This is a genomic window from Burkholderia sp. NLJ2 (assembly GCF_049487195.1).
In the GTDB taxonomy this organism is placed as follows: domain Bacteria; phylum Pseudomonadota; class Gammaproteobacteria; order Burkholderiales; family Burkholderiaceae; genus Burkholderia; species Burkholderia pyrrocinia.
This window is the reverse complement of the sequence record NZ_CP137809.1, coordinates 373912-394073: the sequence shown is the minus strand read 5'-3', so window position 1 is coordinate 394073 and position 20162 is coordinate 373912. Positions and strand designations below refer to the sequence as shown.

Sequence of the window (20162 nt, the reverse complement as noted above, 5' to 3'; positions counted from 1 at the left end):
ATTGCAGGCATGGAGACCGTCGGCGATTCGCCGGCGTGCGGGCAGCAGACCGGCTCGCACCGCCGCGCATCGATGTCGCGACGCCATTGAATGCCAGCGTGCGGCGGCGGCACATGCGTTGCCGCGGCGACTTCGCGCGTCATCGAACGACTACCGCATGAAACCTGTCCAGTCCGACCTGTCTCGCCACGATTCGCTGCCGGCGGCCGCTCGCCGGATCGGGTAGCGCGCGCCATGCGATCGCGCGGCTTCCTCGCCCGTCGCGCAGCGCGCACGCGGACCATTCCGGCATGCTGAACCTGTCCGTCACGGTCGCTTATGGCGCGCCGATCGTCGTTGCCGACCTCGTTGCATGGCGGTTGCTCGGGCCTGGCCGTTCGACGACGAAAGCGGTCTGGCGCTGCGCGTCGTTCGCCGCGCTGACCTATGTGCTGTTCGCCACCGGCGTGAGCCCGCTCGCGGTGCCGCTGTCGCCCGACCGGTTCGACCGGCTGGCGATCCAGGCGATCGGCGTCGCGTGGTGGCTGCAGTGCGCGCTGGTGTTCAGCCTGATGCTCGACCATCTGCTGCTGCCGCGCGCGTGGCGCAATCAGCGGCTGTTTCACGACATCGCCGCGGGCGCCGTGTTCGGTGCGGCCGCGGTGGCCGCGCTGGGCTATGTACTGGGCCTGCCGCTGAGCGGCCTGGTCGCGACCTCGGGCGCGGTGGCCGTGATCCTGGGCCTGGCCGTCCAGAACACGCTGAACGACGTGTTCTCGGGCCTCGTCCTGAATACCACCCAGCCGTTTCGCCTGGGCGATACGGTGGCCATCGGCGAGCTGGAAGGGCGGATTGTCGAAAGCAACTGGCGCGCGACCAAGATGATCAACAGCCTCGGCAACCTGGTCGTCGTGCCGAACAGCACGGCGGCGAAGGCGACGATCGTCAACCTGAGCGAACCCCCGAGCGTGCACGGTGTGACGCTGACGATCGAGATCGATCCGGAAGTGCGGCCGGCCGTCGTCGTCGATGCGCTCGACCGGGCTGCCGCCAGTTCGCTGGACGTGCTGGCCAGTCCCGCGCCGGTCTCGGTCGTCAAGGCGTTCAGGACCAACTCCGTCGAATACGAACTCGTCTGTTACGTCGACGCGCTGGAGAAAAAGGTGGCGGTGCGCAACCGGCTCTACGATCTGGCCCACCGGCATCTGGCCGCCGCGGACATCGCGTTGCGCCCGCTTGGCGGGACGGCCGCGGCATACCGACCGGTGTCGCGCGGCCAACGACTGCTGCGCGCGGTCGAACTCTTCCGGCAACTCGGCGACGAGGATCTGGCGGTGCTGGCCGATGCGCTGGCGTCACGCGTATTCCACCAAGGGGAGGTGATCTACGCGTCGAATTCCGATACGCGCCTGCTGACGATCGTCGGGTCCGGTGTCGCGTCGGTGTTCGTGCCGGGCGCGACCGGCGACATGGAGGTCAGGCGGATGGCGCCCGGCGACGCGATCGGCCAGTCCGTCGTGCTGGCCGGCACGCAGCTTCATGCGCGTGTCTACGCGGTGACCGCCGTGACGGCCTATCAGTTGAGCAGCCGCGACCTGACGCCGCTGATCGCGAGGAAACCCGAACTCGGACGGCTGATGTGCGAATCCCTGACCGAACACGTCGCGACCGAGGAGAAGATGATGATCCCGCCGGCCGCGAAGACGCATGCGTCGTTCAACCTGATCGAATGGCTCGAGAAGGAGATGAAGCGCCTGCACGATTCGTTCGGCTGATGCGGCGGGCGGGTGCCGGAAACCGCCGGTCGAGCGGTGCGACCGACGTGCGGCGACCGCGTGCGGCGGCATCAGGCGAGCGCGGTGAACCGGTCGACGAGATCGGGGCGGGCGAGCTGATCGACCCACCAGTGCAGCGCGCGTCCGGCCTCGTCGCCGCGCCATGCGATATAGCAATGCGTCGTGTCGCGCATGCCGGTCACCTGGCGTGCGACGAGCTTGCCCTGTGCGATCGCGCGTGCCGCGATGCAATCCGGCAGCGTGCCCACGGCGAGCCCTTCGCACTGCGCGGCCAGTTTTGCGGCGAGCGTGGGGACCGCGAGATACGGTTGCCCGGCATCGATGTTGATCGAGCGGGGCTGCAACTCGCGAGAGGTATCGCTGATGACGGCGCCGCGATGCTCGACGACCGACGCCATCGACAGCGGTTCGGGCAATGCCGCGAGCGGGTGGGTCGGGGCGACGGCGAACACATGCTTGAGCGTGCCGATCGGCCGCGCGATGATGTCCGGCAGTTCCGGCGGCTCGCCCGCCGCGCCGACGACGAGATCCGCGCGGCGCGAAATCAGCGCATCCCACGTGCCGCCGAGCACTTCGGTGGACAGGCGCAGCCGCGTGTTCATCTCGAGTCCGTAGAACGTATGCACGTAAGGCCACAACGCCTCGAACGGCAGGATCTCGTCGATGCAGATGCGAACTTCGGTTTCCCAGCCTTGCTGGGCACGCAACGCCTTGAGTTCGAGCTGTTCGGCGGCATGCAGCAGCCGGCGTCCCTCTTCGACGACCACGCGACCCGCGTGCGTGAGCTTCGCCCGACGCCCGCTCCGGTCGAACAGTGCGACGTCGAGATCGCTTTCGAGCTTTTGTACGAGATAAGTCAGCGCAGACGGTACGCGGTGCAGGAGCTCCGCGGCCTCGGCGAACGTGCCGGTGCGGTCGATCGCGTCCAGGGCTTCGAGCGCTTCGAATGACAGCTTCATGTTGAATTCCACGCGTGCATCGGGCTGTCATGTTATCGCCAAGCACCGCCGAGTCCAATACGAACCGGAACAAATCATCCGGATGCCGGAGCCGGGGTGCCATCCTGCTCCGGGCAAGATTGCCTCGTGCGATAGCAGCGTCCGATCGGTATGGGCGATGTGCGCCAGTTCCGGAGCGTCGGCGCACGGGGGAACCGAGCCGAATGGGCCCGGGTTTCGCGGGTGCTTCGCGTTCCGGCTTACCCGCGTGCCGTCGGCGTCGGCAGATCGGTTGGCCCGCCGATCGGACTCCCCGAATCCGGTCGATCAGCGTGGGTCACGACGGGGTCGATCAACGTTTCTTCGCAGCGGCATCGGATGCCTGCGCGCCGGGCAGGGAGCCGAACATGTGCTGGCTGCACTTCGCCTCGCTCCACGCGGTTCTCAGATGAATCCCTGCGAGCATCCTGCGTGCGAGCGGCAGGATCTGTTCGCCCGCGAGGATACCCAGCAGGCCGGCCAGCGCGATGGTGGGCGGAGCGGGCGATTGCACGCCGATCAGGTAGTACACGGCGCCGGCGAGAATTCCGGCAAGTAGCGACGAAATATACGGCTTCATGATTCAGATACAAGTGGATGACCACCGTGTGAAAAATACGGATAACTACCGATCCGGAGACGAACCTGATTTCATTGGATAGCGTAGCAGGTCTTTTTCGATGTGATCATTCAATTCGATGGTTTTAAGATCTTTTAAGGCCTGGTTTTGGGGGGTTTATTAATAGAATTGATTAAGTGGCGCTACCAAGAATTCGCGTGTTGAATGACACCGGCTGGCAGGCGAACCTCCCGGCACAGCGCATTGGGCGCCTCACGGCTTGCCGGCAAGGCAGGCTATTTTTTCTCCGCGTCAAAGGACATGACCGCCATGAGCAATCCGAAGCTTGAAGTACTCACCCCCCATAACAGCCAGTTGATCTTCATCGACCAGCAGCCGCAGATGGCGTTCGGCGTGCAGTCGATCGATCGCCAGGCGCTGAAGAACAACGTCGTCGGGCTCGCGAAGGCCGCGAAGGTGTTCAACATCCCGACCACGATCACGACGGTGGAATCCGAGAGCTTCTCGGGCCACACCTATCCCGAGCTGCTCGACGTGTTCCCGAACCAGAAGACGCTCGAACGCACGTCGATGAACTCGTGGGACGACCAGAAGGTGCGCGACGCGCTGGCCGCGAACGGCCGCAAGAAGGTGGTCGTCTCGGGCCTGTGGACGGAGGTCTGCAATACGACGTTCGCGCTCTGCGCGATGCTCGAAGGCGACTACGAAATCTACATGGTCGCCGATGCATCGGGCGGCACGTCGCAGGCCGCGCACGATTTCGCGATGCAGCGGATGGTGCAGGCCGGCGTGGTGCCGGTGACGTGGCAGCAGGTGCTGCTCGAATGGCAGCGCGACTGGGCACACCGCGAGACTTACGACGCGGTGATGGCGATCGCGAAGGAGCACTCGGGCGCATACGGGATGGGCGTCGATTACGCGTACACGATGGTCCACAAGGCCGCCGAGCGTACGCTGACGCCGCACGAGTCGATCCCGCCCGTGCCGGCGAAGTGACCGAAGACAGTCTCGACTGTCGATGCCGATGCGGCGTGTTCCAGGCGAACACGTGACATCGGCAATACGAAATTGCGGGCGGCGGACGTGGTCGATTCACGGATGCCGCCCGCGGCGTGTTTGCCAGGACGTTACGACCTGCATTCCAACCTGTCCGAGAAATTGATCGTATGGAACCTTATCTGGTTTCCCTTGGTGCGGGCTTGCTGATCGGTGTCATTTACAGCGCAATCAAGGTGCGCTCGCCGGCACCGCCGCTGATTGCGCTTGTCGGGTTGCTCGGCATGGTGATCGGCGTGCAGGCCATCCCCGCCCTCAAACAGCTCTTTGGCTTCTGATCGAAACGAGGTGATGTATATGACCGCAACCGAGTCCCAACCGGATCTGATCCTTCACAACGGAAGGTTCACGACCCTCGACCGCGCAAACCCCATCGCGACAGCGGTGGCGATCGCCGCTGGCCGCTTCGTTGCGGTCGGCAACGAAGCGGACGTCATGCCGCTCGCGGGCCGTGCGACGAAGGTCGTCGACCTCGGGGGCCGCGCCGTGCTGCCGGGCCTGATCGACAACCACTGCCACGTGATTCGCGGTGGCCTGAACTACAACATGGAGCTGCGTTGGGATGGTGTGCCGTCGCTCGCGATCGCGATGGACATGCTCAGGCGGCAGGTCGCGATCACGCCCGCGCCGCAGTGGGTGCGCGTGGTCGGCGGCTTCACCGAACACCAGTTCGCCGAGAAGCGGCTGCCGACGATCGAAGAACTCAACGCGGCCGCGCCCGATACGCCGGTGTTCATCCTGCACCTGTACGACCGCGCGCTGCTGAACGCGGCGGCACTTCGCGTGGTGGGCTACACGAAGGACACGCCGGAGCCGCCGGGCGGCACGATCCTGCGCGACGCCGCGGGCAACCCGACCGGGCTGCTGCTCGCGAACCCGAACGCGACGATCCTCTACGCGACGCTCGCGAAGGGGCCGAAGCTGCCGTTCGAATACCAGTACAACTCGACGCGCCACTTCATGCGCGAACTGAACCGCCTCGGCGTGACGGGCGTGATCGATGCGGGTGGCGGGTCGCAGAATTATCCCGACGATTACGAAGTGATCCGCAAGCTGCACGACGCGGGCGAGATGACGATCCGGATCGCATACAACCTGTTCACGCAGAAGCCGAATGCCGAGAAGGAAGACTTCGTGAACTGGACGAAGAGCACGAAGTATCACGACGGCACCGACTATTTCCGTAACAACGGCGCGGGAGAGATGCTGGTGTTCTCGGCGGCGGATTTCGAGGACTTCCGCGTTGCGCGCCCGGACCTGCCGGCGCAGATGGAAGACGATCTCGAAGGCGTCGTGCGTGTGCTCGCACAGAACCGCTGGCCGTGGCGCATGCATGCGACCTACGACGAAACGATCGACCGCGCGCTCGACGTGTTCGAAAAGGTCAACAAGGACATTCCGCTTGCCGGGCTGAACTGGTTCTTCGATCACGCGGAAACGATCACCGAAAAATCGATGGATCGTATTGCGGCGCTGGGCGGCGGCATCGCGGTGCAGCACCGGATGGCGTACCAGGGCGAATACTTCGTCGAGCGCTATGGCGCGCAGGCAGCCGAAGCGACGCCGCCCGTTGCGAAGATGCTGTCGAAGGGCATCAAGGTGTCGGCCGGCACCGACGCGACGCGTGTTGCGTCGTACAACCCGTGGGTGTCGCTCGCGTGGCTCGTGACGGGCAAGACGGTCGGCGGCTTGCGCATGTACCCGCAGCGCAACCTGCTCGATCGCGAGACCGCACTGCGGATGTGGACCGAATACGTGACCTGGTTCTCGAACGAGGAAGGGAAGAAAGGGCGTGTGGCGGTCGGGCAGCTTGCCGACCTGGTGGTCCCGGATCGCGATTTCTTCGCATGCGCGGAGGACGACATCGCGGACACGACTGCATTGCTGACGGTGGTCGGCGGAAAGATCGTATGGGGCGCGGGGCCGTTCGCGTCGCACGATGCGCCGATTCCGCCCGCGATGCCGGACTGGTCGCCGGTGCGCGAGTACGGCGGCTACGGCGGCTGGGGCGCGACGCAGCGCAACGGTGCACCGCTGCAGCGCGCGGCGGCTGCCGCTGCCGCGATGTGCGGCTGTGCGAGCGCGTGCAACGTACACGCGCATGCCCATGCGAGCGCGTGGGGGAGCGCATTGCCGACGTCGGACGCGAAGGGCTTCTGGGGCGCGTTCGGTTGTTCCTGCTGGGCGATCTGACATGTCGACGACAACCGGCCGGTACAGCCCCCGGTGGATTCGCGTCCTGCTTGCGCAGCCGTGGGTCGGCGCGCTGGTCCGACTTGCGCTGGTGTCCGCGTTTCTGATCGGAGGCGTCAACAAGGCGATGCACTTCGGCGATGCGATCGCGGAGCAGGCGCATTTCGGCCTGCACCCGCCCGCGTTCTGGGCTGCACTGGCGGTTGTGGTCGAGATCGGCGGTTCGCTGTGCGTGGTATTTCGCCGCTTCACCTGGCTTGGCGCGGGTGGACTCGGCGTGCTGACCGTCGTCGCGATGCTGGTGGCGAACGACTTCTGGAACCAGGCGGGCGTGGCGCGCTTCATGGCGCTCAACAGCTTCTTCGAGCACCTGGGCCTGATTGCCGCGCTCGTCCTCGTCACCCTGCTTGGCGATGTTCGAAGCGGGGAAGGGGACGGTCGCGCTTGATCGTATTTTCGGCGCATTGAAGCAGGAAGAAAATTCAATCCTGGGGCACGCCCGCGCGGCATCGCTTGCGCCGATGCTGGCGGGCGGCTTCGTCGCCCCACCACTGCGTTCGCGGCGCCTCCCGGGCCCGCCGCTACGCCTGCACCTGCGCTCGCGGCAGGTCTGCGATACGACACGGCTCACGTGTACGTCGCCCTCGAAGATTTCACCCATTTCACCGACCGCTTCGTCGCGACGTTTCGCGGCAGCAAGCCGAAGCAGGGCGTCGTGCAGGTGACGCCCATGCCGAGCCAGGCGTTGGCTCGGCTCTTCTCTACGCCGTCCGGCGCGATTTCCGTATTCGTCTTCAAGATACCGATTCCCTGGCCGTTCGGACCGCAGCGCACGGGCTAATAAGTCGTGACCGACATGGACACGGCCATACCGGGACGCGCGTGATGTCGAAGCGTGGCCCGGAATACTCGATCGAGCATCGCGGATATCCAATCCGCAGACCTTATGCCGGTCAGTCCGACAGGCCTGTCTCCGCGCGCCGAGTGGCGAGCACCCAGGCGATCGAATCCGAAATTTGTCTAGTCATCCTTGCGATTTGTCCACGTCAGTTGCACCAAATCCGTGCCCGGATTCCCCGCAATGAGGCGCGCTGGAGCCCTGTATTTAGGGGATTTCCCGCGTTTACGCGGTTTTTTTTGATCAGTGCTTGTCCCGCTGTTTTTCTTCTTGCATGCTTGTATAGACAAATTCCTGAGGCGGCTTGCATGACCGAAGGGATGACGAACTTCAACGCAAGGAGAAATCTCGTGAACGGCAAGCGCATCAAGTGGGCAATCAAGACGATCGGCGCCATCGCGGCCGCGGCGGCGACGCTCGCCGCACCGGTGCAGGCGAAGGAATGGAAGACGGTGACGGTGGCGCTCGAAGGCGGCTACGCGCCGTGGAACCTCACGCTGCCGGGCGGCAAGCTCGGCGGCTTCGAGCCGGAACTGCTCGCGAATGTCTGCGGCCGGATCAAGGTCCAGTGCAACATGGTCGCGCAGGACTGGGACGGGATGATTCCCGGCCTGCAGGCCGGCAAGTTCGATGTCCTGATGGATGCGATCTCGATCACGCCGGAGCGCGAGAAGATCCTGCTGTTCTCGCGCCCCTATGCGGCCACGCCGGCGACGTTCGCCGTCACCGACACGAAGGTCATCCCGAAGGCCGCGCCCGGCGCACCGGCCGTCAAGCTGACCGGCGACGCGAATGCCGACAAGCCGACCGTCGACGCGCTGCGCAAGCAGTTGAAGGGCAAGACGATCGGCATCCAGTCGGGCACCGTCTATACGAAATTCATCAACGACAGCTTCAAGGACATCGCGTCGATCCGCGTGTACAAGACCTCGCCCGAGCGCGATCTCGACCTCGTCGCCGGGCGCATCGACGCGTCGTTCGACGACGTCACGTACTACGCGGCGAACATCGAGAAAAAGGAAAACGCGTCGATCGTGCTCGCGGGCCCGAAGCTCGGCGGGCCGATCTGGGGGCCGGGCGAAGGTCTCGCGTTCCGCAAGCAGGATGCCGACCTGAAGGCGAAGTTCGACGCGGCGATCGGCGCGGCGCTCGCGGACGGCACCGTGAAGAAACTCGCCGACAAGTGGTTCAAGACCGACGTCACGCCGTAAGCGCACGTCCGGCCGCCGTCGCGCAAGCGACGCAACGACACTGCGACGCGCGGCGGCGCGCATCCTGCCGATTCATTCAACGCTTGCCGGGAGGCACGCATGGCGATCCTTGAAATGCTGGGCTTCGGAACCGAAGGCTGGGGCGGCGTGCTGTTGCTCGCCGCACTGATGACGGTCGCGCTGACGCTGTCCGCGCTCGCGGTCGGCGCGGTGATCGGCGCCGCGATCGCGGCCGCGAAACTGTCGCGCCACCGCAGCGCCCGCCTGCTCGGCGATCTCTACACGACGGTGTTTCGCGGCGTGCCCGAACTGCTCGTCATCTACCTGTTCTATTTCGGCGGCTCGACGCTCGTCACGACCGTCGGCCAGTGGTTCGGCGCGGAAGGCTTCGTCGGCGTGCCGCCGTTCGTGATCGGCGCGCTGGCGGTCGGGATGATCTCGGGCGCGTATCAGGCGGAGGTGTACCGCGCAGCCGTGCTGGCCGTGTCGAAGGGCGAGCTCGAAGCGGCGCGCTCGATCGGCATGCCGGGCAGCATGGTGCTGCGCCGCATCCTGATTCCGCAGGTGCTGCGCTTCGCGCTGCCCGGCATCGGCAACGTGTGGCAGCTGAGCCTCAAGGATTCGGCGCTGATCTCGGTCACCGGGCTCGCCGAGCTGCTGCGCACGAGTCAGATCGCCGCGAACTCGACGCACCAGTACTTCGTGTTCTTCGTCGCGGGCGGTGCGCTCTACCTCGTGATGACGGGCCTGTCGAACCGCGTGTTCAACCGGGCGGAAGCGATCGTCGGCCGCTCGTTCCGCCGCAATTTCGCGCGCAACTGACGGAGAGCACGCATGTCCATCGATTTCGACTTCCTCCTCGACACGCTGCGCCAGTTGCTCGCGGCCGTGCCGACCACGCTCGGCCTGTTCTTCGCATCGCTCGTGCTCGGCGGCCTGCTGTCGCTCGTGATCGTCACGATGCGCGTGTCGCCGCACTGGCTGCCGAACCGCTTCGCGCGCGCCTACATCCTCGTGTTTCGCGGTTCGCCGCTGCTGATCCAGATGTTCCTCGTGTACTACGGGCTCGGCCAGTTCGGCGTGATTCGCGAGAGCTTCATGTGGCCGCTGCTGCGCGAACCGTATGTGTGCGCGGTGCTGTCGCTCGCGTTGTGCACGGCCGGCTATACGGCCGAGATCCTGCGCGGCGGGCTGATGGCCGTGCCGGTCGGGCAGATCGAGGCCGGTTATTCGATCGGCCTGTCGGGCTTCGCGCTGCTGCGGCGCGTGATCGGCCCGATCGCGTTGCGACAGTGCCTGCCCGCGTATTCGACCGAAGCCGTGCTGCTCGTCAAGTCGACCGCGCTGGCCAGCCTCGTCACCGTGTGGGAAGTGACGGGCGTCGCGCAGCAGATCATTCAGCAGACCTACCGGACGACCGAGGTGTTCGTGTGCGCGGCTCTCATCTACCTCGGCCTGAACTTCATCGTCGTGCGCCTGCTCGGTGCGCTCGAATGGCGGCTGTCGGGCCACCTGCGCGCGCCGAAGCCGGCCGGCGCGTCCGCCGCGGCGACGCGCAATGCCCGGCGCGTCGCGTCCTGAGCGCATCCTTCCTTCCCGGAGAATCCGATGAACACCGCTGCTCCCGTTGCCCTGTCGGTCAGGAACATCCACAAGTCGTTCGGCGATCACCATGTGCTGAAGGGCATTTCGCTCGATGCGCACGAGGGTGACGTCATCTCGATCCTCGGCGCGAGCGGCTCGGGCAAGAGCACGCTCCTGCGCTGCCTGAACCTGCTCGAAACACCCGACGACGGCACCGTCGCGCTCGCCGGCGAGGAACTGAAGATGAAGCGCACGCGCGACGGCAAGCTGCATCCGGGCGACCGGAGCCAGGTCGACCGGATCCGTTCGCAACTCGGGATGGTGTTCCAGAACTTCAACCTGTGGTCGCACATGACGGTGCTCGACAACCTCGTCGAAGGCCCGCTGCGCGTGCAGAAGCGCAGCCGCGCGGAAGCGGTCGAGGAAGCCGAGGCGCTGCTCGCGCGCGTCGGCCTCGCGGACAAGCGCGGCTACTATCCGGCACACCTGTCGGGCGGCCAGCAGCAGCGCGTCGCGATCGCCCGTGCGCTCGCGATGCATCCGAAGGTGATGCTGTTCGACGAACCGACGTCGGCGCTCGATCCGGAACTGGTCGGCGAGGTGCTGCGCGTGATGCGCTCGCTCGCGGAGGAAGGGCGCACGATGCTGGTCGTCACGCACGAGATGGGGTTTGCGCGGCACGTGTCGAACCGCGTGATGTTCCTGCATCAGGGCGAGGTCGATTCGGACGGTGCGCCCGGCGATCTGTTCGGCGGCCAGTGCTCGGAGCGCTTCCGGCAGTTCGTATCGAGCCACCACGACCGCACCACGAACTGAGGCCGCCATGACCGTATTCCGTTCGGCAAAGCCGCTCGACTGGCGGCAGGTTTCGGCAGTGGCCGCCGGCGAGCCGCTCGCGTTGACCGACGAGGCGCGCGTACGCGTCGTCGCGGCGCGCGAGCTCGTCGACGAAATCGTCGCGCGCGGCATCCGCGCGTATGGCGTCAATACGGGCGTCGGCGCGCTGTGCAACGTGATCGTGTCGCCGGCGCAGCAGAGTGCGCTGTCGCGCAACATCCTGATGAGCCACGCGGTCGGCGTCGGCGCACCGCTCGGCGCGGCGGAAACGCGCGCGATCGTCGCGGCGGCGATCAACAACTACGCGCACGGGCATTCGGGCGTGCGCGCCGACGTCGTCGACCAGCTCGTCGCGTTGCTGGAACACGATTGCCTGCCGGAGGTGCCGGCGCACGGCTCGGTCGGTTACCTGACTCATATGGCGCACGTCGCGCTCGTCTGCATCGGCCATGGCCATGCACGCCACCGCGGCGAGCGGATTCGCGGCGACGAGGCATTGCGCCGCATCGGCCGCGCGCCGCTCGTGCTCGGCGCGAAGGAAGGGCTGAGCCTGGTCAACGGCACGCCGTGCGTGACGGGGCTGGCCGCGCTCGCGCTCGCCCGCGCGGAGCGGCTGCTCGACTGGGCCGACTGGGTGGCGGCGATGAGCTTCGAGAACCTCGGCGGGCAGCTCGCCGCCTTCGATCCGGCGTCGCTCGCGTTGCGGATTTCGCCCGGCATCGGGCACGTCGGCGCACGGCTGCGCGCGCTGCTCGCCGACAGCGGCATGCTCGCGGCGGCAAGCGGCCGGCATACGCAGGATCCGCTCAGCCTGCGCACGATTCCGCACGTGCACGGCGCGGCGCGCGACGTGTTCGACGTGACGGCGGAGGTGGTCGATCGCGAACTGGCGTCGGTGACCGACAATCCGATCGTGGCCGGCACGCGCGACGCGCCGGCCGTCCATTCGCAAGCGCATGCGGTCGGCGCGGGCATCGCGCTTGCGATGGACAGTCTCGCGGCGGCGATGGCGCAGGTCGCGGCAATCGCCGAGCGGCGTCTCGACCGGCTCGTCAATCCGCTCGTGAGCGGGCTGCCGGCGTTCCTCGCGACGCCGGGCGGGACCTGTTCGGGCTTCATGATCGCGCAGTACACGGCGGTCGCGCTCGTCGCGCAGAACCAGCGGCTCGCGGCGCCGGCGAGCCTCGACGGCGGCATCACGTCGGGCCTGCAGGAAGATCATCTGTGCCATGCGACGCCGGCGGCGCTGAAGGCGCTCGACATCATCGAGAACACGACGCGCGTGCTGGCGATCGAGCTGCTGGCCGCCGCGCAGGCCTACGATCTGCAGGCAGACGGCGCGTCGCGGGCCGCACCCACCGACGCGCTGTGGCGGCATGTGCGCGAACGCGTGCCGGCGTACCAGGACGACCGGCCGCTCGCGGACGACATCGCGATCGCCGCCGGCATCGTCGCGGGTGTGCCGCCGCCCGTGATGTAACGGCGTGAGACCGGCCGCCGGGCGACGTGGCGGCCAGCGGACGATCCATCATTCATTCGATCGAGGGCGCATGAACGAAGCGGAACGACAACTTGCCGGCCGGCTGGCGGTCGCACCGGGTGGCGACGTGCCGGCGCGCGCGTTGCCGGCCTACCAGCAGATCAAGCGCTACGTCGTCGAGCGGATCGCGAAGGGCGACTGGAAGCCCGGCGGCGCGATTCCGACCGAGGCCGAACTGGTCAAGGAGTTCGGCGTCGCGCGGATGACGGTGTCGCGCGCGCTGCGCGAGCTGACCGCCGAGCGTGTGCTGACCCGGATCCAGGGCGCCGGCACGTTCGTCGAACGGCGGCATTACGAATCGACGGTGCTGGAAATCCGCAACATCGCGGACGAGATCGCGGAGCGCGGCCATCGGCACAGCGCGCGCGTATTGCTGATCGAAAGCAGCGACGATCAGGAGGCGATCGAAGCGCTCGGGCTGCGTTCGGGGCCCGTGTTCCATTCGCGCATCGTGCATTACGAGGAAGAGGAACCGATCCAGTTCGAGGATCGTTACGTCAACCCGGCGCTGTTTCCCGCGTATCTGGAACAGGACTTCACGGTCGAGACGCCGAATCACTACATGGTGCGGCTTGCGCCGATCCAGCGCGCGGAGTTCCGGATCTACGCGCAGAAGCCCGACGCGCAGGTGCGCCGGCACCTCGTGATGGAAATCGGCGAGCCGTGCCTGTTGCTCAGGCGCCGCACGTGGGTCGGCGAGCAGGTCGCGACATCGGTGCGGTTGTGGCATCCGGCGTCGCGGTTTCATCTGGCGGGGAGGGTGTAGGGGGCCTTGATTCATCCCCGAACTTGCCGTTGAAGCTTTCGTCCGCACCGGCGCCGTTCTGCCAGCGCTTGCCGGCTCATCGCGCGCCATCTCCCTACCGTTGTGCGTGGCCCGCTTCAGGGCACGCTCCGCCAGCATCTTCTTCAGCCGCGCGTTCTCCTGCTCGCGTTGCTTGAGCCGCTCGACGTCGGCTGCCGCCAGGCCGCCGACATCCCGCCGCCACTTCCGAAAATTCCAGGGCAAGTCACCCGAGCGCGATTGATCCTCTTGGCGCGCTCCGGCGCAAAGCCGTAACGCCCGGGATCGCATGACATCGACGAAGGGCAATGGCTTTAGCGGTCTACGCACCCGTTGTCAACTGACTGGAGGGCCCTGTCTAACCGTCCGCGCAGTCTGGTTGAACGTGCTTCACTTCGCCTGCTGGTGCGAAACCGTTCGTTTGTGTTCGTTTTTATTCGTTTCCGGGCATCGGTATGCGTCGCGCCAAGCCGTCGAGGCCGGTATGGCCGACACCGCGCTCGGGCGACGCTTCAGTGCCGGAAGCGTCGCTGCATCAGCGATTCTCGCGTCCTCATCCTCAAGCAACTGACATGCACGTAAAAAATGGAGAGCAAGATGAGCAGATCGATACGAGCGAAGACAGCGGCGGCCGTGGTCGCATTCGCAATGAACGCGGCTCCCGCCGCGAGTGTTGGAACCTTTCTGTCGCTGGCCGGCGCACCCGCCGCTTCCGCCGCGACGACCGCCGTCGACGATTATGCGGCGACCAAGTACCCGATCATTCTGGTGCACGGGCTGACCGGCACCGACAAGTATGGCGGCCTCGTCGAGTACTGGTATCACATTCCGGAGGATCTGCAGGCGCACGGTGCGACGGTCTACGTTGCCAATCTGTCCGGCTTTCAGAGCGACGATGGCCCGAACGGGCGCGGCGAGCAATTGCTTGCCTACGTGAAGCAGGTGCTTGCGGCGACCGGCGCGCAGAAAGTGAATCTGATCGGCCATAGCCAGGGCGGCCTGTCGTCGCGTTACGTTGCATCCGTTGCGCCGGAGCTGGTCGCATCGGTGACGACGATCAGCACGCCGCACTGGGGTTCGCAATTCGCGGACTTCGTCCAGCAACTGTTGCAGAAGGATCCGACCGGCCTGTCGTCGACCGTGCTCAGCGCGTTCGCGAATGCGCTCGGCACCTTGACGAGCAGCAACTTCAATACGAACCAGAATGCGATTCAGGCGTTGTCGGTGCTGACGACAGCGAAGGCCGCCGCATACAACCAGAAATTCCCGAGCGCAGGTCTCGGTGCGCCGGGCTCGTGCCAGACGGGCGCGTCGACCGAGACGGTCAACGGCAATACGCACCTGCTTTATTCGTGGGGCGGCACGGCGATCCAGCCGACGACGACGGTGGCCGGCGTGACAGGGGCCGTCGATACGAGCGTGAGCGGGCCCGCCGATCCGGCGAACGTGCTCAATCCGGCAACGCTGGCGCTGCTCGGCAGCGGTACGGTGATGATCAATCGCGGCTCCGGTCCGAACGACGGCGTCGTGTCGCAATGCAGCGCGCAGTTTGGCCAGGTGCTTGGCACGTATCACTGGAATCACACCGATGCGATCAACCAGATCCTCGGCGTGCTCGGCGCGAATGTGGAGGATCCGGTTGCGGCGATCCGCACGCACGCGAACCGGCTGAAAACGCAAGGGGTGTAATCGATGGCAGGCAGCAAGAGCGGCATCGCGCTTCGCGTCGCGCTTTACGGGGTAGCGGGCGTCGTTGCGGCTGGCGCAGCCTGGTATGGGATCGACGCGCCGAAGACGCGCGACGCCGGCCTGTCCGGCGTCGCGCCTGCCGGGGCCGTGTCGTCCGTGTCGTCCGTGTCGGCGGGCGGCACGGCGGCGAGCACCGTGCCCGGTTTCGCCGCAAGCGGGCTGCCGCCGGCACTCGCCGGCTCGACTGCGCCGCGCCTGCCGCTCGATGCGCACGGCCATCTCGCACAGGTCGTGGCCGTGCGTGGCTTCTTCGACTATTTCCTGAGCGCGCAAAACCAGTTGCGCCCGGTGGAACTCGATGCACTCGTCGCGCGCGCGATTGCCGTGCAGCTCGACGGTACGGATACGCAACGCGAGGCGCTCGACGTCTGGCAGCGCTACCGCGCGTATTTCGCCGAACTTGCGAAGCTGCCCGGCGGTGGCGCGGTGGACAACACGCTCGACCTCCCGGCACTGCAACTCGTGCTCGACCAGCGCGCGACGATCGCGAGCCGCACGCTTGGCGACTGGAGCGAGCCGTTCTTCGGCGCCGAGCAGAAGCTGCAGCGCTACGATCTCGCGCGATTGAAGATCGTCCGCGATCCGTCGCTGACCGAAGACCAGAAGGCGGCAGGTCTTGCCGCGCTCGAGCAGCAACTGCCGGCCGGTCAGCGCGCCGGGCTGGCGCACCAAAAAGAGCAGGACAACGCGATCGCGCAAATCGACAAAGTGCAGCAATCGAACGCGACGCCCGATGAAATTCGCGCGCAGCTCACGCAAACGCTCGGGCCGGAGGCTGCCGAGCGAGTCGTGAAGATGCAGCAGGCGGACAACGCGTGGCATGCGAAGTACAACGAATATGCGGCACAGCGCGCGCAGATCGATGCGCAGAACCTGTCGGCACAGGATCGCGATGCGCAGATCGTGCAGTTGCGGCAGCGCTACTTCACGGAGCCGGGGGAGGCGCTGCGGGCGGCGTCGCTCGATCGCAGCGCGTCGCCGCGCACGCAATAGTGCGGGGCGCGATCGAGCGGATCGTCGTGCATCGAGCGATGTCCGCGACGCGTTGTCGATAACGGTCAACAGGGCGTGATTGATCGGTGCTCAGCGCAGTCAATACGAGCCTCGTTGCAGCACGGTTCCGGACGCGTATGTGGGTGATCGTGACGGCAATCGGCCATACCGCCGCATCGGTCGCACACGCGTCAGGTCCCATCCTGCGAGCGCAGGCTGGCACCGACCTCGATTGCCACGCACCTGCCGGTGTCATGCCGGTCTAGAGCCGTGACTCTGAATCCCCGCTGCATCGCCGCATAAAACAGTCGTCAGCCGGTGGAAGCACACCGGGCCAATCATTCCGCACGCACGCTGCAAGATCCGTCTCGCTTCCGGGATAGGCCCGTCCGGCAAGGGACGCGGCTTGTTTGGCGACATCATTCCCGGCTTGCCGGGGGCTGCTCTCGCGCATGCGGCTCGCGATCTGCATTCAAGCGACGAATGTGTGCATCGCAACAATCCATTTCATTCACGGCAGTCGTAACGGTAAGGTGAACGCACGTTCGAATTTGATCGAGCGATGTGAATCCACCACGTGACGATGCCATGAAAACGACTCCCGATCGACCTGCGGAAGCGCCACCCTCGTCCTCCGGCGGCACGCCGGAACGCGGCGGCAATGCGCGCGCGGCGGGCCTGCGCCTGCCGACCACGCTGGTGGGCCCGATCGTGCTCGGCACGCTGCTCAACGCGCTGAACTCGTCGATGATCGCGGTCGCGCTCGTCAGCATCCAGCAAGCGTTCAACCCGCAAGGTGCGGCGCATGAACGCATCGACACGATGTGGCTCGTGTCGGGCCTCTATCTCGCGACGGCCGTCGGCCAGCCGACGATGGGGCGGCTCGCCGACCGGTTCGGCGCGAAGCGGATCTTCTGCATCGGCCTCGCGATCGTATTGATCGCGTCCGCGCTCGCGCCGTTCGCGCCGTCGCTCGGGTGGCTGATCGCGTCGCGCGTCGCACTCGGCATCGGCACGTCCGCCGCGTATCCGGCCGGCATGGCGATGATCCGCACGTGGTCGCAGCGGCACGCGAACGGCGCGACGCCGACGGGCGGCCTCGGCGCGATCTCGGTCGCGGCGCAGGTGGCCGTCGCGTTCGGGCCGCCGCTCGGCGGCGCGCTCGTGCAGTTCGCCGGCTGGCGGGCGATCTTCTGGATCAACGTGCCGATCGTGCTGCTGGCCTTCGTGCTGGCGTGGCTGTGGATTCCGGCCGACGTCGTCCAGCGCGGCGCGCAGGAACGCCGCACGCTGCGGGGCACGCTGAAGGAGCTGGACCTGCCGGGCGTCGCGCTGTTCATCCTGACGCTCGCGAGCCTGCTGCTGTTCCTGCAATCGGTGTCGCGCGAGCCCGACTGGCTGCTGCTGGTCGCGACGCTGGTGCTGTGCCCGCTGCTGGTCCGGCGCGAGCGGCGGGCCGCGACACCGCTGATCGACATCCGCATGCTGAGCGACAACCGTGCGCTCACGAGCACGTACCTGCGCTGCGTCGGCACCTACGCGGTGTTCTACGCGATCTTCTATGCGCTGCCGATGTGGCTGCAGGAAGCCAAGCACCTGTCCGCCGCCGATGCCGGCCTCGTGATGCTGCCGGTCGCCGGGGTCGGCACGGTGGCGACGATGTTCGCGACCCGCCTCGCGCACCGTCACGGCTCGCGGCCGGTGCTGATCATCGGCTCCGCGATGCTGTGCGTCGGCAGCGTCGTGATGAGTCTCCTCACCAGCGCGATGCCGGTCTGGTCGATCGCGCTGCTGTCGGTCGTGTTCGGCGTGCCGAACGGCTTCAACAATCTCGGCAACCAGGCGGCGCTCTACCAGAGCGCGCCGCACGACCGGATCGGCACGGCCTCGGGGCTGTACCGCACCGCGCAGTATGTCGGCGGCAGCCTGTCGTTTGCGCTCGTCGGGCTGGCGCTCGGCCATCCGGCGAGCGATCGCGGCCTGCGCGAGCTGGCCATCGTCCTGGCGGTCATCAGCGTGCTGCTGCTGCTCAACGCGGCATCGAGCCGGCACCTGAATGCCGCCGCTTCTTCCATCTCCCAACAGAAGTGAGGTTTTTACATGTCCATTCCGACGCTCAATCGCACGGTCGCGCTGGTCGCCATCGATCTGCAGAACGGCATCGTGTCGCTGCCGGTCGTGCCCTACACCGGCGCGCAGGTCGTGGCGAAGACGGTCGAGCTCGCGACCGCGTTCCGCGCGCTGCAGCTTCCCGTCATCTACGTGCACACGAGCTACCAGCCGGACGGCGGCGTGGCGCTGAAGGTCAGGACGGATGCGCCGTCGGCGCCGCCGAATCTCGATCCCGAATGGAGCGCGTTCGCGCCGGCGCTCGGCGTGGGGCCGTCCGACATCGTCGTGACGAAGCACCAGTGGGGCGCGTTCACCGGCACCGACCTTGACGTGCAGCTGCGCCGGCGCGGCATCACGGACATCGTGCTGACCGGGATCGCGACCAACATCGGCGTCGAATCGACGGCGCGCCAGGCATACGAGAACAACTACAACGTCGTCGTCGTCAGCGACGCGGTCAGCACGTCGTCCACCGACGCGCAGACCTTCGCGCTGACGCAGATCTTCCCGAAGCTCGGGCAGGTCGCCGTGACGTCCGACGTGGAGGCGGCACTGGAGCAGGCGTATTCGCGCTGAACGAAGCGGCGCGTTCGGCGTGCACATTCATACCGAGTCATTTACCGAGGCATGACGATGATCAAGACCGATGCATGGGTTCTTTACGCAGGACCGGAACCGAGCAGGAAGCAGGCGCCCGTGGCGGGCGAGCTGCGTCGCGAAACCTTCGAATTCTCCGATCTGGAAGCCGACGAGGTGCTGGTCGAGCCGCTGTACGGATCGTGGGAAGCGAACCTCGACCACGCGCTGTCGCGCAATCCGGTCGACATCTGCCGGCAGCGCCGCGAGGACAAGATCGTGCTCGGCAACGGTGCGCTGGTGCGCATCGTCGAGCGCGGCAGCGGCGTGAAGACGCTGAAGGAAGGCGAGATCTGCATGGTGATGCCGTTCGGCAAGCGCGACGAATACGGGTTCGCCGAGCTCGTCTACGCGTACGACGCGCCGGGCACGATCGGCGTGATGGCGCAGCGGACCAAGATGCGCGCCGACAACCTCGTGGCGGTGCCGACGGACAGCCGGCATTCGCTGCTGCAATGGGCGACGTACGGCCGCTACTTCACCGCGTGGGACAACTGGAAGGTGGCGTCCGCGTGCTGGCGCTCGCAGTTGCCGGACGTCGATCCGGCCGACTACCTGGTGTTCGGCTGGGGCGGCGGCACGACGCTCGCGGAGCTGCAGCTCGCGAAGCGCGAGGGTTTTCGCGTCGCGATGACGGCGAGCAACGACCGGCGCCTCGAGGAGCTCGCGAAGCTCGGCATCACGCCGGTCGATCGCCGCAAGTTTCCGAATCTCGCGTATGACGACGAGCGCTACAAGACCGATCCCGAGTACCAGGCGAGCTATCGCGAGTCGGAGCGCGTGTTCGCGGAGACGATCGCGGAACTGAGCGGCGGCCGCGGCGTCGCGATCTTCCTCGACAACCTCGGCGGTGCGCTGTATCGCGCGACGATGCGCGTGGTCGGCCGCACGGGTATCGTCGCGACGGTCGGCTGGAAGACCGGGATGCGCTTGTGGAACATGCGTGCGACGGAATGCATCAACCGCCGCCTGCACATCCACACGCATGCGTGGCGCTACGACGACAGCATCGCGATCCGCGACTTCCAGGAAGCGAGCGGCTGGATCGGCCAGGAGCCGACCGAGATCTTCGATTTCGACGAGGTGCCGAAGCTCGCGTCCGACTACCTGAACGGGAAGATCCAGACGTATTTCCCGATCTACCGGATCAACGCCGTCTGAGCGGCAGGTCGCGCGCCGCGCCCGCATCTTTGCATGTTGATTAGTCATGCAGATGATGTCGATGCGCGGCGCGCCG

General features: G+C 66.5%; 19 protein-coding genes and 1 pseudogene. 17 read left to right on the top strand and 3 right to left on the bottom strand.

Features of this window, described 5'->3' with window-relative positions; genetic code table 11:
* The first annotated feature begins 290 nt into the window (after positions 1-290).
* Entirely contained in the window at positions 291-1754 is a 1464-nt protein-coding gene (locus R9B84_RS18355; RefSeq protein ID WP_423760788.1) for a mechanosensitive ion channel domain-containing protein, read from the top strand.
* Positions 1755-1825: 71 nt separating this feature from the next.
* Here the strand turns inward: R9B84_RS18355 and R9B84_RS18350 are convergent, their stop codons facing one another.
* Together R9B84_RS18350 and R9B84_RS18345 are read right to left on the bottom strand one after the other, a co-directional pair.
* Complete coding sequence (locus R9B84_RS18350; protein WP_423760787.1) at positions 1826-2734, bottom strand: LysR family transcriptional regulator; 909 nt, start codon at positions 2732-2734, stop codon at positions 1826-1828.
* A gap of 331 nt (positions 2735-3065) precedes the next feature.
* Positions 3066-3332 carry a XapX domain-containing protein gene (locus R9B84_RS18345; protein WP_047904241.1) on the bottom strand — a complete coding sequence of 89 codons (267 nt, stop codon included), beginning with the start codon at positions 3330-3332 and terminating at the stop codon, positions 3066-3068.
* Between the two features lie 309 nt (positions 3333-3641).
* Here R9B84_RS18345 and R9B84_RS18340 point away from each other — a divergent pair, with 309 nt between their 5' ends.
* From R9B84_RS18340 to hutC, 11 genes are all read left to right on the top strand, one after another.
* Entirely contained in the window at positions 3642-4328 is a 687-nt protein-coding gene (locus R9B84_RS18340) for a hydrolase (protein WP_423760786.1), read from the top strand.
* 170 nt (positions 4329-4498) lie between these two features.
* Entirely contained in the window at positions 4499-4666 is a 168-nt protein-coding gene (locus R9B84_RS18335) for a DUF1427 family protein (protein ID WP_047904242.1), read from the top strand.
* 19 nt (positions 4667-4685) lie between these two features.
* Positions 4686-6581, top strand: a complete 1896-nt coding sequence (locus R9B84_RS18330; RefSeq protein ID WP_423760785.1) for an amidohydrolase — start codon at positions 4686-4688, stop codon at positions 6579-6581.
* A 1-nt stretch (position 6582) separates the two neighbouring features.
* Complete coding sequence (locus R9B84_RS18325; protein ID WP_423760784.1) at positions 6583-7029, top strand: DoxX family protein; 447 nt, start codon at positions 6583-6585, stop codon at positions 7027-7029.
* A gap of 183 nt (positions 7030-7212) precedes the next feature.
* Entirely contained in the window at positions 7213-7422 is a 210-nt protein-coding gene (locus R9B84_RS18320; protein ID WP_423760783.1) for a hypothetical protein, read from the top strand.
* A gap of 377 nt (positions 7423-7799) precedes the next feature.
* Positions 7800-8690, top strand: coding sequence for a transporter substrate-binding domain-containing protein (locus R9B84_RS18315; protein ID WP_423760984.1), 891 nt, complete (start codon positions 7800-7802; stop codon positions 8688-8690).
* A gap of 99 nt (positions 8691-8789) precedes the next feature.
* The gene (locus R9B84_RS18310; RefSeq protein ID WP_423760782.1) at positions 8790-9512 is read left to right on the top strand and encodes an ABC transporter permease; all 723 of its coding nucleotides are present in this window, start codon (positions 8790-8792) and stop codon (positions 9510-9512) included.
* A 12-nt stretch (positions 9513-9524) separates the two neighbouring features.
* The gene (locus tag R9B84_RS18305) at positions 9525-10271 is read left to right on the top strand and encodes an ABC transporter permease (protein ID WP_423760781.1); all 747 of its coding nucleotides are present in this window, start codon (positions 9525-9527) and stop codon (positions 10269-10271) included.
* A gap of 27 nt (positions 10272-10298) precedes the next feature.
* A complete protein-coding gene (locus R9B84_RS18300; RefSeq protein ID WP_423760780.1) occupies positions 10299-11090 on the top strand; it encodes an ABC transporter ATP-binding protein in 792 nt (263 codons plus the stop codon).
* A 7-nt stretch (positions 11091-11097) separates the two neighbouring features.
* The gene (locus R9B84_RS18295; protein ID WP_423760779.1) at positions 11098-12591 is read left to right on the top strand and encodes an HAL/PAL/TAL family ammonia-lyase; all 1494 of its coding nucleotides are present in this window, start codon (positions 11098-11100) and stop codon (positions 12589-12591) included.
* 70 nt (positions 12592-12661) lie between these two features.
* A complete protein-coding gene (gene hutC / locus R9B84_RS18290) occupies positions 12662-13417 on the top strand; it encodes a histidine utilization repressor (RefSeq protein WP_423760778.1) in 756 nt (251 codons plus the stop codon).
* Positions 13418-13531: 114 nt separating this feature from the next.
* Here hutC and R9B84_RS18285 read toward each other — a convergent pair.
* Positions 13532-13639: pseudogene (locus R9B84_RS18285) on the bottom strand (transposase); the annotation flags it as partial.
* A gap of 393 nt (positions 13640-14032) precedes the next feature.
* Between R9B84_RS18285 and R9B84_RS18280 the strand changes: the two are divergent.
* The 5 genes from R9B84_RS18280 to R9B84_RS18260 all read left to right on the top strand — a co-directional run bounded on the left by R9B84_RS18280 (position 14033) and on the right by R9B84_RS18260 (position 20086).
* Entirely contained in the window at positions 14033-15124 is a 1092-nt protein-coding gene (locus R9B84_RS18280) for a triacylglycerol lipase (RefSeq protein WP_423760777.1), read from the top strand.
* Positions 15125-15127: 3 nt separating this feature from the next.
* Positions 15128-16177 (top strand): lipase secretion chaperone, encoded by a 1050-nt coding sequence (locus R9B84_RS18275; RefSeq protein ID WP_423760776.1) that lies wholly within the window; start codon positions 15128-15130, stop codon positions 16175-16177.
* Between the two features lie 588 nt (positions 16178-16765).
* Positions 16766-18268 (top strand): MFS transporter, encoded by a 1503-nt coding sequence (locus tag R9B84_RS18270; protein ID WP_423760775.1) that lies wholly within the window; start codon positions 16766-16768, stop codon positions 18266-18268.
* Between the two features lie 9 nt (positions 18269-18277).
* Positions 18278-18865 (top strand): hydrolase, encoded by a 588-nt coding sequence (locus tag R9B84_RS18265; protein WP_423760774.1) that lies wholly within the window; start codon positions 18278-18280, stop codon positions 18863-18865.
* Between the two features lie 57 nt (positions 18866-18922).
* Entirely contained in the window at positions 18923-20086 is a 1164-nt protein-coding gene (locus R9B84_RS18260; protein WP_423760773.1) for a zinc-binding dehydrogenase, read from the top strand.
* Positions 20087-20162 lie beyond the last annotated feature (76 nt).